At 72.1% G+C, this 12,616-nt stretch carries 21 protein-coding genes; 1 reads left to right on the forward strand and 20 read right to left on the reverse strand.

Going from position 1 to position 12,616, the window contains the following annotated elements; translation table 11 throughout:
- Positions 1-22: 22 nt before the first annotated feature.
- Positions 23-937, forward strand: a complete 915-nt coding sequence (locus ACPXCS_RS36920) for a ParA family protein (protein ID WP_425971142.1) — start codon at positions 23-25, stop codon at positions 935-937.
- 202 nt (positions 938-1,139) lie between these two features.
- Here the strand turns inward: ACPXCS_RS36920 and ACPXCS_RS36925 are convergent, their stop codons facing one another.
- From ACPXCS_RS36925 to ACPXCS_RS37020, 20 genes are all read right to left on the reverse strand, one after another.
- Positions 1,140-1,667 carry a hypothetical protein gene (locus ACPXCS_RS36925; protein WP_425971143.1) on the reverse strand — a complete coding sequence of 176 codons (528 nt, stop codon included), beginning with the start codon at positions 1,665-1,667 and terminating at the stop codon, positions 1,140-1,142.
- Positions 1,664-2,083, reverse strand: a complete 420-nt coding sequence (locus ACPXCS_RS36930) for a RapZ C-terminal domain-containing protein (RefSeq protein ID WP_425971145.1) — start codon at positions 2,081-2,083, stop codon at positions 1,664-1,666. The genes ACPXCS_RS36925 and ACPXCS_RS36930 overlap by 4 nt, the downstream gene beginning before the upstream one ends.
- 89 nt (positions 2,084-2,172) lie before the next feature.
- Positions 2,173-2,355 (reverse strand): hypothetical protein, encoded by a 183-nt coding sequence (locus tag ACPXCS_RS36935; protein WP_425971147.1) that lies wholly within the window; start codon positions 2,353-2,355, stop codon positions 2,173-2,175.
- A complete protein-coding gene (locus tag ACPXCS_RS36940; RefSeq protein ID WP_425971148.1) occupies positions 2,355-2,840 on the reverse strand; it encodes a hypothetical protein in 486 nt (161 codons plus the stop codon). The genes ACPXCS_RS36935 and ACPXCS_RS36940 overlap by 1 nt, the downstream gene beginning before the upstream one ends.
- On the reverse strand, positions 2,840-3,043 hold the full coding sequence (locus tag ACPXCS_RS36945) for a hypothetical protein (RefSeq protein WP_425971149.1): 204 nt from the start codon (positions 3,041-3,043) through the stop codon (positions 2,840-2,842). The genes ACPXCS_RS36940 and ACPXCS_RS36945 overlap by 1 nt, the downstream gene beginning before the upstream one ends.
- A gap of 20 nt (positions 3,044-3,063) precedes the next feature.
- Positions 3,064-3,357, reverse strand: coding sequence for a hypothetical protein (locus ACPXCS_RS36950; protein WP_425971151.1), 294 nt, complete (start codon positions 3,355-3,357; stop codon positions 3,064-3,066).
- Positions 3,354-3,797, reverse strand: coding sequence for a hypothetical protein (locus tag ACPXCS_RS36955; RefSeq protein ID WP_031045603.1), 444 nt, complete (start codon positions 3,795-3,797; stop codon positions 3,354-3,356). Before ACPXCS_RS36955 ends, ACPXCS_RS36950 begins: the two co-directional genes overlap by 4 nt.
- Entirely contained in the window at positions 3,794-4,471 is a 678-nt protein-coding gene (locus tag ACPXCS_RS36960; protein WP_425971152.1) for a GGDEF domain-containing protein, read from the reverse strand. The genes ACPXCS_RS36955 and ACPXCS_RS36960 overlap by 4 nt, the downstream gene beginning before the upstream one ends.
- An 89-nt stretch (positions 4,472-4,560) precedes the next feature.
- Complete coding sequence (locus ACPXCS_RS36965; RefSeq protein ID WP_425971154.1) at positions 4,561-4,863, reverse strand: hypothetical protein; 303 nt, start codon at positions 4,861-4,863, stop codon at positions 4,561-4,563.
- 137 nt (positions 4,864-5,000) lie between these two features.
- Complete coding sequence (locus tag ACPXCS_RS36970; RefSeq protein WP_425971155.1) at positions 5,001-5,201, reverse strand: hypothetical protein; 201 nt, start codon at positions 5,199-5,201, stop codon at positions 5,001-5,003.
- Complete coding sequence (locus ACPXCS_RS36975; RefSeq protein ID WP_425971156.1) at positions 5,198-6,178, reverse strand: AAA family ATPase; 981 nt, start codon at positions 6,176-6,178, stop codon at positions 5,198-5,200. The genes ACPXCS_RS36970 and ACPXCS_RS36975 overlap by 4 nt, the downstream gene beginning before the upstream one ends.
- Positions 6,175-6,525 (reverse strand): hypothetical protein, encoded by a 351-nt coding sequence (locus ACPXCS_RS36980; RefSeq protein WP_425971158.1) that lies wholly within the window; start codon positions 6,523-6,525, stop codon positions 6,175-6,177. Before ACPXCS_RS36980 ends, ACPXCS_RS36975 begins: the two co-directional genes overlap by 4 nt.
- Positions 6,522-7,031, reverse strand: a complete 510-nt coding sequence (locus ACPXCS_RS36985; RefSeq protein WP_425971160.1) for a hypothetical protein — start codon at positions 7,029-7,031, stop codon at positions 6,522-6,524. Before ACPXCS_RS36985 ends, ACPXCS_RS36980 begins: the two co-directional genes overlap by 4 nt.
- Before the next feature lie 117 nt (positions 7,032-7,148).
- Positions 7,149-7,568: an RRQRL motif-containing zinc-binding protein gene (locus ACPXCS_RS36990; RefSeq protein WP_425971162.1), complete on the reverse strand. Its 420-nt coding sequence runs from the start codon at positions 7,566-7,568 to the stop codon at positions 7,149-7,151.
- 299 nt (positions 7,569-7,867) lie between these two features.
- The gene (locus ACPXCS_RS36995) at positions 7,868-8,122 is read right to left on the reverse strand and encodes a hypothetical protein (protein ID WP_425971163.1); all 255 of its coding nucleotides are present in this window, start codon (positions 8,120-8,122) and stop codon (positions 7,868-7,870) included.
- 50 nt (positions 8,123-8,172) lie between these two features.
- Positions 8,173-8,994, reverse strand: a complete 822-nt coding sequence (locus tag ACPXCS_RS37000; protein ID WP_425971164.1) for a hypothetical protein — start codon at positions 8,992-8,994, stop codon at positions 8,173-8,175.
- 119 nt (positions 8,995-9,113) lie between these two features.
- Positions 9,114-9,659, reverse strand: a complete 546-nt coding sequence (locus ACPXCS_RS37005) for a DUF6197 family protein (protein ID WP_425971166.1) — start codon at positions 9,657-9,659, stop codon at positions 9,114-9,116.
- 69 nt (positions 9,660-9,728) lie between these two features.
- Positions 9,729-9,917, reverse strand: coding sequence for a hypothetical protein (locus ACPXCS_RS37010; RefSeq protein WP_425971168.1), 189 nt, complete (start codon positions 9,915-9,917; stop codon positions 9,729-9,731).
- An 80-nt stretch (positions 9,918-9,997) separates the two neighbouring features.
- Complete coding sequence (locus ACPXCS_RS37015; protein WP_425971169.1) at positions 9,998-12,112, reverse strand: chromosome segregation protein ParM; 2,115 nt, start codon at positions 12,110-12,112, stop codon at positions 9,998-10,000.
- 86 nt (positions 12,113-12,198) lie between these two features.
- Positions 12,199-12,615: a conjugal transfer protein TraB gene (locus tag ACPXCS_RS37020; RefSeq protein ID WP_425971170.1), complete on the reverse strand. Its 417-nt coding sequence runs from the start codon at positions 12,613-12,615 to the stop codon at positions 12,199-12,201.
- Position 12,616: the final 1 nt, after the last annotated feature.

The raw sequence follows: 12,616 nt of genomic DNA on the forward strand, positions 1-12,616 counted from the left end.
CCCCGGCTCTCCGGAGACTTCCATGAACAGCAGCACCGCAGCGCTCGCCAGAGCACGCGTCCTCGAGAAGACCCGCGTCATCGTCTTTGCCCTCAAGGCCGGCGGCACCGCCAAGACCAGCTCCTGCACCAGCCTCGCCACGATCATCGCGCAGCGCGGGTACCGGGTCCTGGTCATCGACCTGGATCCGCAGTGCAACAGCAGCCAGGTCCTGGGCTACAGCACGTTCCGGGACGGGCAACTCGGGATCACGGACGTCATGAAGGAACAGACCGAGCTGAAGGACGCCGTCGTTCAGGCCCGGTACCAGGTCGATGAAATCGACCCGGACGACCCCGATGCCGCGTACGAGCTGATCGAGAACCTGTACATCGTCCCCGGCAACATCGACGACCCCGACATCGACGAAGCCGAGCGGCTCCTCAACGACCACCGCAACGCCGACTCGTACTGGATCCGCGACGGCCTGGCGGCGATGGACGGCGAGTGGGACGCCGTCCTCATCGACTGCCCGGCCACCTACGGGCGCACCACCGTCACCGCGTTCATCGCCCTGGACAAGGACGTCGACGGCGAAGTCCTTCCACCGGTGCTGTGCACCTTCAAGGAGGCCGGCGCACTCGTGCGCCTGGAGAAGAAGCTCCACGAGATCCGTACCCAGCGGAAGTACATCACCAAGGGCATCTCCCCCGAGGTGAAGCGGATCCTCGCCTGCGCCGCGCCCAACTCCTCATACGGCACCAAGGAGCACTTCAAGACGCTCGCAGAGCTGGAGGACGCCTACGGCGAACTCCTGTTGCCGCTCGTTCACTGGTCCGGCGAGATGCCGAAGATCTACCGCGACGACTGCCCTGTGCCGATCTTCGCGCCGAACAGCATGCCCGCGCAGGAGTACAACAAGGTCGCCACCGCGCTCGGCTTCGACCGCCGCGCCTGACGTTTCCCGCGGGAAACAAGACGGCAGGAACGCAAAAAGGGCCCGGTCTCCGCAGCTCGCGGGGACCGGGCCCTTGTCTCCTTCTGATGTTCGAGCGCGTCGAACGACTTGGAAACTCTTGTTTCCACTCCTGGAAACGCGTGAGGGCCCGTGCCCCTGTCACGACACAGGAGCACGGGCCCTCATCCACACCGCATCGGGGTCATGCTGCCCAGGTTGCAGGGGCGCCTTCGTCGGGGTTGGGGATGCCGGCGGCAGTCACCGGGGCAGCCGGGTGTCGCATGGCGGTGATCGGGACCGCGCCGGGTTCGGTGCTGGGTGCCCAGATCATCCGCCAGGTCTCATCCCACTCGCATCCGCAGCCGTGGTCCGGGTGCGGGTGCCGTAAGAAGACACCGTGCGTGAGGACGGCGCGCGGGATGCGGGGGATGAGCACCGCCGGGTCGTCGCCCGGGTACAGATGCAGGTTCCGCCAACCGTGGACCCGGGCCATGTACGCGGCGGCGGCCTCGATGATGTCGGCCCACCGCTGGTGTCCGAGGGCGACGAAGCCGACCGGGTAGAGGTGATCGTCGGTGGGGTCGTCGATGCCGGTGACGTGCAGGCCGCGATGGACGATGAAGCCGTTCTCCACCGCGTCCTCGCCGGGCGTCCAGAGCTGTTCGGCGGGGTGCCTGGTGCCGTCGTCGCCCTCGCTGGTCACCAGGTCGTACAGGCCGGTGGTCGTCATGCGCTCGCTCCGGTGTTGGTGTCGGCCGCCTTGAGGACGCGCGGGAGATGGACGTGGAGGTGTTCGACGTCGACCTGGCGGCCGCGGGCGCGCAGTTCGCGGGCCAGGAGTTCGGTAAGTCCGGATGCCCTGTGCCTGCCGCCTGCGCATCCGATGGCGATGCGGCGCGGGCCGGCGGGCAGGTCGGCGTAGTCGGCGAGGTTGGCGAGCAGCTCGCGGGCGCCGGGCGTGTTGAGGACGACGTCCTGGACGCGGGGGTTGAGGCCGTCGAGGTCGAGGATGTCTCGGGCGGCGGCCGGGTCGCGGAGCCGGTCGCGGACGTCTTCGATCCGGTCGGCGGCGGGCGGGACGGGGGAGCCGTCCGGGCCGGTGGGCAGGTGCAGGTAGCCGAACGAGATCAGACGGATCGGGTGCAAGGGTGCCTCCTGCTCGGGGGTGAAGGGCGGAAACGTGCGGAGCGCCGCGCCCGGCCGGGAAGGGCGGGGCGCGGCGCTCCGGGGCGGTGCTACTGGGTGGTGGTGTCGGTGACCACGAGGAACTGGTCGGTGCGCAGGTCCATGACGACCTGAGCGTTGGTGCCCTGGGCGCGTTGGGCGGCGGCGAACTCTTCGGCCGGCCAGGAGCCGCGGGGGCCTCCGGCGGGGAACCGCTCCAGGACCGTGCGGGCCTGCGTGCTGGTCGTGGCCATCAGGCGTCACCGCCATTCACGCGCTCGTGGATGTCGATGAGGGTGGCGATGGCGTCGGGGTTGTCCGCCTCGCCGACCCACTGCCCGAGGGCGGTGAAGACGGGCGCCTTCTCGGTGTCGGCGTCGAAGATGACGCAGTAGTCGCCGTAGCGGTCCATCACCATGTCCCGCAGGACCGGGATGAGTCCGGTGTCCAGGACTTCCAGGGCGTCGACGGTGAGCCGGGCGGGATCGCCGGGCGTCTGCGGCTGGACCAGGGTGCCGGTGACGCGCAGCAGGTCGCCGGGCTGGATGCCGTTCAGCAGCTCGTGGGTGATCCGGGGGTCGCCGCTGGTGCAGGTGACGACCGTGTCGGGGGCGTCGTCGGGGAGCGCGTCGATGTCGTCGGGTCGGACGATCAGGTCGAAGGTGGCGGTCCCGATACGCGGGCCGGGCGCGGGCCTGCCGTCGACCCAGCCGTCGATGACGCAGTGCTTGGTGTCCATCAGTTGGCCTCCGCCAGGATCTCGGTGGGGCGAGGGGAGCGGGGTCGGGTGGTGCGCTGTGCGATGTCCAGCAGCTCGCGGTTGCGCCGCTGCTGTTCGGGGGTGAGCGGGCGAGCCTTCGCGCCGTGGCGGTGCCAGAGCGGGGAGGCCGGCGGCTCGGGGTAGGCGAGGGCGTGGTCGACGTCGCGGTCGGTGCTGCTCATGGAGGTCCTCCAGGTGGAGGTCAGGCGTGGTCGCCTTGGCCCTTGGACTTGGGCTTCGGCGCGAGGTCGGAGGCGAACCGCCCGAGGCGGGCCTCAACGGGATTGGCGGTGATCCAGCCCTCCGCGCATGCCTTGTGCACGGGCTCACCGGAGTGGGAGCGCATGGGCGTGGGCTGGCCGCACAGAGTGCAGGGGAGGTCCTGCCAGCGGTCGAAGTGCTGGCCGTCGCGCCAGACGAGAAGCTCGCCGGGAGCCGGGATCAGGCCCGGCTCGAACGGCGGCTTCTCCTTCTTCGTGCGTCCCTGGCGGGTCACGGCCGGAAGTCGGGCAGCTGCTGGAACACCTGCGCCACCAGGTCCGGCTTCGGCTTCCAGGCCGGGAGCGCGCCCGTGGCGGGCACGGGCAGGGCGAGCTCCTGGACGTCGTCGAGGACCAGGTGGTGCGCTCCGCGCTCCGCCCAGGGGCTGGCGCACTTCTCGGGCCCCTGATCGGGGTGGCAGCCGGTGAGGCGGGCGACGCCGATGACCGCACCCAGGTGCAGTTCGCGGCCGCGGATCGCGGTGGCGACCAGCGGGTCGCGCAGCACAGCGGGCTCCGGCTTCGTCTTCCCGGCGTGGATGAGGACCCAGCCCTCCCACGGCCAGTGCACCGGCCTGTTCTCCGGGTTCTTGCCCGCGAGGATGCACGTGGCCCACGGCTGGCGGATGGTGATGCCGCGGATCCAGTCGCCTTCGGGGAGAGTGATCACGCTCATGCGGCTCGCCCCCATACCGCGGTGCCGGGGCGCCCGGCGCGGCGGCCGTTGATGGACGGCACCGTGGTGTGCGCGGGCGAGGCGACGGCGGCGCGGCCCGAGTGCTTGCCGTCGTACAGGGCCGCGTCGGCGGCCCGCTGCAGGACGGTCAGGTCGCGGGAGCCGACCGTGCGCGGGGTCGCGGCGCCGACCGAGGCGGCGACGTCGACGGTGCGGCCGTCCTCGAGGACGACCGGGGTGCGCAGCATCCGGACCAGCTGCGCGAGTCGCTGCTCCAGGCGCGCGGCGGGCACGTGGACGACGACGGCGAACTCATCGCCTCCGAGGCGGCCGACGGACGCGCGGGGGCCCGCCCACGCGGTGAGCCGCGCGGCGGTCGCCGTGAGGACGGCGTCCCCGGCCGGGTGCCCGAAGTCGTCGTTCACGGCCTTGAAGTGGTCCTGGTCGACGATGACCACGGCCGTGTCGTCGCCGTGGCGGGCCAGGAGCCGGCGGGCGCGGGCGGTGTAGGAGTCGCGGCGCAGCAGACCGGTCAGCGGGTCGCGGCGGGTGGCGGCGAGCTGCCGGTGCAGCGTGACCGCGTGGACTGCCCAGCCGGTCAACGGCACGGCGGCGGTCGTCAGTAAGAGGGTGCGCTGGCCGATCCGGCCCTGAACGCGCAGGAGGGACGACATACTTGGGTTCTCCGTCTCGTCTCGTGCGGGATGGATGGGCCCGGGGCAGCCGTCAAGCCGCCAAGCAGAGCGGCTGTCCCGGGGCGGAGCTACAGCGCGAAGTCGCTGCGGGTGGTCCAGCTGACGGGGTTGTGCCAGAGGCCGGCCTTCGCGGCGGGCCACTCCATCTGCCAGCCGGGCCGAAGCCCGCGCGCTCCCCAGCTGTCCGGCTGTTTGCCGGGGATCTCGCGTCCGGCCGTGTGCGCGGCGAGCGCGGCGTCGTACACCTCGTGCGCGCGGCGCAGGGCAGCGGCGGGGGAGTCGGCGACGCCGGTGAAGACGTGCACGCCGCGCCGGTCGGGATTGGTGCTGTCGTGTATCGGGACGTCGACCTCGTAGATCCGCAGGTGCATGACGTCCAGCTCCTCTCTGTGCTCGGTGGTGAGGGACCACCGCGACCGCCCCGGCCTCCGTCGTGTGGAGGCCGGGGCGGCACGGAGCGCCCGTCACGCCGGGCCCGTTTCCCAGACTTGGGAAACGGGCCCGCCGGTCAGAGGTCCAGGTGGATCGTGATGGGCGGCCGGGGATCACCGGCGCTCGTGTGAACGGTGCGGCGGTGCGCGGCGAGGCCGGCGGCCCCGCCCTGGATCGGCAGGTGACAGTCGCGGCAGCCGTGCCACCACTCATCCCCTGCCGGGAGTTCGGCCGGGGTGAGCGGGTGCGGGTGCGGGCCGTCGGCGGCGCGGCTCACGCGACCGCGTCCGCGTACTGCGCTTCCAGGTCCGCGCGGCCCTCGGGGTCGTCGTCCTGGTCGTGGTCGTCGGCCTCCTGGTCGACGTCGTCGGGGCCTCCGTGGACCGTGCAGACGATGTCCGGGTCGTTGTCCATGGCGCCGATCAGCGCCTTGTACAGGTCGGTGACCGAGTAGACCGGCGCCCACGCCTGGCCGGCGCACTCCGCATCGAAGGGGCACGGCAGCAGGACGTCGAAGCCGAAGTCGCCCTCGCCGTCGACGTCGTCGCGGAACGCCAGGGTGAGGTACTGCTGCCCGAGGCGGATCTCCGCGACGCGGTCCCGGCCGGTCACCAGGTCCGAGCCCGGCCGCCACCGCCACAGCGGCAGGATCTCAGGGCCGAAGAAGCGGCGGACCAGCAGCAGATCGCCCAAGCCGGTGCTGCCGTCGCGCCCGAGTTCGGCCTCCCGGGTCTGCGAGAGCCGCTTCAGGAACGGCTCCAGGCGGTACAGGGCGTCGGCGAAGACGATGGTGTTGAAGCCTTCGGCAGCGAGCCGCTGATGCGAGTGGACCATGGCCTGGTGCTGAGCGCGGACGACGTCCTCGGGAACGCGCCGGTTGTCCGGCCGCGGGCCCTGGCGCTCCAGGCAGACCGGCAGCGGCGTGGCGACGACGACCGCGACGGTCGGCATGCCGTGCCGCTTGGCGGCCATCACCAGCTCCACCCGCACGGACTGCTCGCAATTAGTCGCGTCGATCACCGTGTTGAGCTTCCGGGCCATCCGGCGCTCCAGGATCAACTTGAGAACGTCGGCGGCATCAGCCGTGACGTCCTGCCGACCCGGGTCGTCACCGACTACGCCCCGCAGACCATCGAGCGAGAGAACCTGGGAGGCCGGCCAGGTGCGGGCCAGCGTCGACTTGCCCGCTCCGGAGGCGCCGATCAGCACGATCAGCCCGTTCTCCGGCAGGTCCGGGTACAGCACCGAGGTCATTCGACGTCTCCTTGCGGGTCGAGGGAGCGGGCAGCCCAGTTCAGGCGCTGCCCGGCGTTGTCGGTGATCAGGGCGGCGGCCTCGTGCAGCGGGCAGGAGGCGTCACCGTCGCGGTCCGGCTCGATCTGCTCCGCCCGGCGCGCTGCGGTGCTGACCACCTGCGCGAGCATCGGGAAGAGACCGCCGGGGACGTCGACGTCCTCCTGGAGCTCGCGCAGGATCGCGGCGAGCTCCGGGCCGTCGACGTCGTCGGCGTTCAGGTCGTCCTGAACCTGCTGGAGGGCGAGCTGGGCGATGCCGAGCGAGGCGCGCACCCGGTCCAGGCGCGTGCGGGAACGGCCGGTCATCGGGTGGTCGCCTTGGTGGTGGCGACCACGGCCGCGACCGTTTCCCAGCCGTGGTGCCAGGCGGAGTCAAGGTGGAAGGCGCCGTTCATGCCGAAGTCGGCGAGCTTGTAGAAGCCGCCCTTGCCGGTCCTGGTGGCGATCCGCTCCAGCAAACCCTTGCCCGGGACGCGTCGGTCCGCGGCGTAGTGGGTCGTGAAGGAGATGGCGAGCGCGGCCGCGGCGGCCGCCGGGTGGACCCGGATGCCGAGCGCGCGGGCCCCGGCCCCGGCGACGATCGCCTGCGTGGCCGTGTAGGTCAGGCAGTGCTGAAGGCACGCCTGACGGCCGTCGGCCGTGCCGTGGGTCGTCTTCTCCTCGGTGACCGGGTCCTGGTAGGTGACCGGGTGGTCGTCGGAGGCGCCCTTCACGCGGGCACAGAAGTCCGACTGGACCCAAAAATCGCCGATCGCGCTCCCGGCGCGGGTCAGTCCGAGAAGGGCGGCGAAGACGGCGGGACGATGCTGCATGCTGGATCTCTCCTGAACTCGAAGGGGTGAGGGAGCGGGCGGCCGGCCTTTGCCGGTGCTGCGGCCGCCCGGTTGTGCGGGCCCCGTCCCGGCCTGGACGGTCGGGACGGGGCTGGCTCACGCGGCCAGCCGGTGAACGGCTGGGGCCGGGAGGGTCATCAGGCTGCTGGGGTCGACGGGCGTACCGTCGAAGCACTCCAGGCAGCAGCCGAGCTTCTTCGAGAGGCAGATGTAAAACCGCCTCCCGCACTGGCCACAGGTCTGCCTCGCTGCCATCGCCCGATCGAGCGCCCACTCCTGAGCGAGCGTCGGCGTCCGCTTGGGCTTGGCCAGGTCGACACGGAGCAGGTAGCCGCGGGTGGGATGACGGCAGGACCACTGCGGGCGGGTCGCGCACAGCCTGCAACGCAGGATCGCGACCGGGCCCTCGTTGTCGCCGGGGCTCAGCCCCATCTCCCGTAACTGCCGCCTGGTGACCAAGCCTTCGGGCACCGTGCTGCGGTCGTACTCGGGCAGCGCCGCGTCACTGCGCGGCACCCGGGTCACCTCGGGGCGGCGGCGCTTTTTCCTCGGGCGCGGCATCACCTGCTCCAGGCGCCGGGCAGCCGGTCGGGGCGGTGCGGGTAGCGAGGGCCGGGACGCTGCGGGCGGGGCCGGCCGATCCGTCGGCGCGGGCGGGGAATGAGCACGAGCGGTTCCTCCAGTGGTCGGTGGACAGCGCTGCGCCCCGCCGACGTCGTGCTGGTGTCGGCGGGGCGCCACGTGCGGCCGGGCGGCCTGTCCGGTCCTCGCCGACCCCAGAAGCGGGGCGGGCGAGGGCCAGGCAGGGCGTCAGGTCAGCGGGCGGTGCGGAAGCGGCGGGCGGCCCACGACCGCAGCCGGTCGAAGCGGGTCGGGTGGGTGTGCCGCCAGGCGGTGGGCCACACGTCGTGCTCGGTCGGGAAAGAGCGGGACGCGCCGCACGTGCACGTCCAGACGTACGGCTCGGGGCGGGTGTCGTCGCGGGTCGCGGTGACCTTGGCGGGCAGGCCGTCGTGGCTCCCGTGGAAGGTGCCGACCCAGAACTCGGTCTCCTCCAGCTGCGGCTTCATCAAATTCCCTTCACTGCTCGGTGGTGGTGCGGGACGGGATGGACGCAAAGTCAGCGCTGGAGCTGGTGGACGTTGTCGGGTTCGTCGTCCAGGTCGTCGTGCTCGGGCGCGGGCTGCGGCGGGAAGTGGAACGCGGGGTAGACGTTGACCTGCGGCGCAGCGGGGGCCAGGTTGTTGATGACCGGGCGCAGGCTCAGGCCGCGCAGGGCGACGATGCTGGCCAGCGCCCACATGAGGGCGGCGATGCCGGTGGCGACGGTGCGGCTGCCGTCGGGCGTGGCGGACCACACCATGGCGACGCCGGAGAGGCCCCACCCGGTCCAGAGGATGCGCGCGCCGGTGCTGCCGGCGAATCCGCCGATGAGGCCGATCAGCCCGGTGAGCTGCCAGAAGGCGTAGACGGCGGTGCCGGGGACGGGGAGGCCGGCGCTGTGCTGCCCGATGTAGGAGCGGACCGGGTTGTCGATCACGCCCCACAGGCCGCTGGTTGTGTCGACTCCGGGCGGCTCGATCACGGTGCGGGTGGCGGACAGGCGGTGCAGCACGGCGCTGACGATGTCGCCGGCGGCGTCCAGCAGGACGACGACCGCGCAGATCGCGGCGAGGCTGAGCACGGCCTTGATCCAGTTGGCCATCTCGTGCCAGCCGCGCCGGGCCTGGAACAGTTCCTCCCACCGCTCGTACAGGAAGCCGCCCTGCTCCCAGGAGGCGTCCCACGCGGCGCGGAGCCGGGCGAAGCGCTTCTTGCCGGGCTCTTTGTCCCCCAGGTCGAGGACCGGCGGCTCGGGCACCTGGTTGAGCAGGTCGAGGAAGTTCGGGGTGTGCTGACCGTTGATGGGCTGGCCGTTGGTGGGCTTGTCGTCGGACTGCATGGCGGGGCGACTCCCTCGCTCGGGTTCGTGTGATGGGCGGTGGTGCGCAGGCCGGACGGCCTGGCCCGCACCCGACCGCGAGGGGTTCGGGTGCGAGGCAGGTGGTCCGGAGCAGGGGTTCAGAGGCCGCGGGCGTCGGCGAGGCCGGCGGCCTGGTCGACCATGCGGATCGGGACGCGGCCTGTGCCGTGCGCGTCGTTGAAGGAGGGCACGGAGTCGACGTCGTCGCCGAACTTGCGGCGGATCGCGTCCAGAAGCACGGCGGCCGCGCTGGCTTCCAGGCCGCTGTCACCGCGGGCCTCGATCCGGATGGCCCCGAGCATGCAGCGGGCGCCGTCCTCGTCGACCAGGACGTCCTTGCACCAGCCTCCGGTGAGCAGCCGGTGGTGGGCGCGCTGCAGCAGGGCCGCGACCGGGGTCGGATACAGGTCGGGCAGCAGGGCGGGCCCGGTGTCGACGGGGCCGGTGACGACGTCGGCCAGGTCCACGGGCTCGAGGTCGATGTGCGCCGTGTTGACCTCGTAGGCGACGGCCGCTTCGTCCAAGCGCGCGGTCATCTCCGTGTTGATGAGCGCCAGGCGTTCCTCGAGGGACAGCGCCTTCGCCGGGGCGGACGCTTGGGTGGTCGTGGCGCTCTGGTCTATGGCGGGGCGGGTCTGAGGCATCGGAGCTCCTGGGGCGTCGAAGGCGCGGGGCGGGGGTGGCGGCCTTCGACGCCGGCGGCCGGGGCGGGGTCAGATGCTGGAGATCCAGCCGGTGACGGTGCTGATCGCGTCGGTGATGAACGGTGCGGCGCCGGTGGAGGCGAGGAAGAAGCCGAACAGGCCGCAAGCCAGGGCCGGTCCGAGGCGTACGTAGCCGCCCCGGATGAGGACGAAGACGACGATGCCGAGCAGGACAACGGCGGAGATCGATACGGCCACGGGCGGTGTGTCCTTCCAGGGGTCAAGCAGGGCCCGGCCGGGTGCGGCCGGGCCCTGCGGGGGTTGGGGTGCGGGGTGGGTCAGACGCCGGAGAGGTTCTTGATGGCCTCCAGCGCCTGGCGGGGCGAGGTGACCGCGTCACGGCGCGCGGCGGACTTCCCGCCGCCACGACGCTTGCCGCCGCCCTTCTTGGGTGCGCCGTCGTCGCCGTCCTCGTCGTCGCCCGGCTCGGGGCCGAACTCGCCGGGCCGGGGCGGCTCGGTCCAGTCGAACCACAGGTCCCGCGCTTCCAGCTCGCGGATCTCGTAGTCGGTCAGGGTGGCGACGGTGTCGGGGAAGAAGCCGTCGATGCCCGCCTTGAAGTCCATGAACAGCGTGCGCAGGACTTCAGGCTGCTTGCCTTCGACGATCCATCCGGCACCGCCGGTGTTGGAATCGGCGGGCGGCTCCGGCTCGCCGCGCATGATCCGCTCGATCCGGCCCTTCTCTTCCGGGGAGAAGGAGCGGGGGAGCGGGTCAGGGATGTGCTCGGGCGCGATGCCGAGGGCCTTGAACATGTCGCCGACCTTCTTCGGCGCGACCTTCAGCACGACGGGGATGCAGTTGTCGCGGAGGTTCTCGCACAGCAGCTGCGTGAAGCCGTCCTGGACGTAGATGGACTGGCCGGCCACCTTCAGGCCGACGCCGTACTTGCGGCCCTTGACCGAGACCAGCTCCGCGAGGTCCATGATCTCCGCGCCGTAGTCGCCGTGGCGGGCGGCGGAGAGGAACTCATCGAGGTACGCGGACAGCATCCGGTAGGGGCAGCCCGGCCGGGTCGGGTCCCACTCGTGGACCTGGCCGTCCTCCCACGGCATCTCGCCGCGGATCTCCATGAGCGCGACCATGGCCCGCAGGAGCCGGATCATGTAGAGCGCGCCGACGCCGTAGCGGGCGGTGTGCTTGCCCAGGGCGGCCGTCTTCTCGTCCGGGGCCTCGGTGGCCAGCATGACCACGGCCCCCCACAACGCGTCGGCGGCGATGTGCAGGCCCATCAGCTGGGTCTTGCCGCCACCGGAGGGGGCGACGAAGATCCCGTGCGCGGCTCCCCGGTCGGTGTAGACGCGGTTGCGGGCGGGCTGGCCGTTGCCGAGGTAGCCGGTCACCCACCGGCCGTCCTTGTCCGGGGTGAGCAGCTCCCTCGTTGCGGGGAAGACCTGAGCGAGCGGCGAGCTGTCCCACAGGGAGACCAGGACCTGGCTGCCGTCGACGGTGACGAACAGCCTGCCTTCGTCGTACTTGGTCTTCAGCGCGGCCGCCAGGGCGTGCTTGTTGACGCGCGGCTCGCCCATCTCGTCGGGGACTTGGGCGATGTAGTGGGTGACCCGGCGGCCGTGGTCGCGGACCTCCCTGACGAACTCGGAACCGGGCACCGGGCCGCCGGCGGCGCCGATCCGGTCGGCCCACCACTCGTGGGCGGTGGGGGCCTTGCGGCGCCGCTCGTTCGCGTCGGGGGTGACGTCGACCTCCTTCCAGGCGGGGCCGCCCTCGCGCCCGTACTGCCGGACGACCTCCTTGATGGTCACGTCGGTGACGTCCACGCCGAACGCGGCAGCGACCGCCTCCTGAGTGAGGCCGGAGATCGGCCGCCCGGCCTCGGAGGCGCGCAGCAGCAGCGACAGGTCGTTGGGCATGCCGTGGTGCGGGGTGGCCTTGACGACGATGGTGCGGCCGGGCATGCCGCGGTTCTCCCACAGCCAGCGGACCTGCCGGGTGAAGGCGTCGGCGCCGTCGTCCGGCTGCGCCGGGGACGGCTCGGGAGCGGGCTGGAGCTGCGGGGCGGGGGCCGGGGCGGCGAGCGCGGGCCGGTGACCGCGGCGGGTGTGCCGGGAGAACGGCAGCACGATCAGGCCGGCCGCCGCCCACCCTGCGGCGAGCAGGACGTCCAGGCACCACGGACCTACGCCGGGCGTGTTCTTGGCGGCGACGTCGACAGCGGCCGCGAGCACGAGCGGGGACCAGCGCAGGATCTTGCGGCCCGCGCCGGGCTCGTCGCTCTTGGCGGCCAGCACCCAGCCGCCGATGCCGGCTGCGCCCGCCAGCTGCACGACCGTGTTGACGGGACTGTCGGGGGCGATGTTCGGGGCCGCGGCGAGGACCGGGGCGGCCAGGGTGTAGAGGGTGCGCTCCAGGGCGACGCTGCGCGGCACGGACACGGGGGTTTCTCCTTCGGGAGTGACGATGGGCGGCCCGCCGTCGGTGGCGGGCCGCCCATCAGGGACTTCGGTGAGTCGGAGTGGGGTCAGTGGGCGAAGAAGCCCGGCTTGGGGGTGCGCTCCTTGCGGCCGGAGCGGATGGTGTCCAGGCCCTCGTACAGCCGCGCGTGCGTACGCCGCGCGTCCGTGGCCAGGCCGGACACCTCCTGGGCCGTCTCGTGGAGCTTCTGGACCTCCACAGCGGCGCCACCGAGGGCGACGGCCACCTGGTTGGTCATCTCGATGAACTTGCGGTCCAGTTCGGCGTTGGCGATGTCGACGGCCAGGCCCTCCGCGCGCTGCGCGTTCATGCGCATCCCGCGCAGCAGCTGCTCCAGCTCGTTGCTGGCCAGGTCCATCGCGGTGCCCAGCGTCTTGAGCTTCTGCTGGACGGCCTTGTAGCGGTTGTCGCCGTCGGTGCGGGCGGCAGCGCCGCCGCCGGTGGTGGGTGCGAGGTCGCTCACG

The organism is Streptomyces sp. DT190 (assembly GCF_049846985.1).
Lineage (GTDB): Bacteria > Actinomycetota > Actinomycetes > Streptomycetales > Streptomycetaceae > Streptomyces.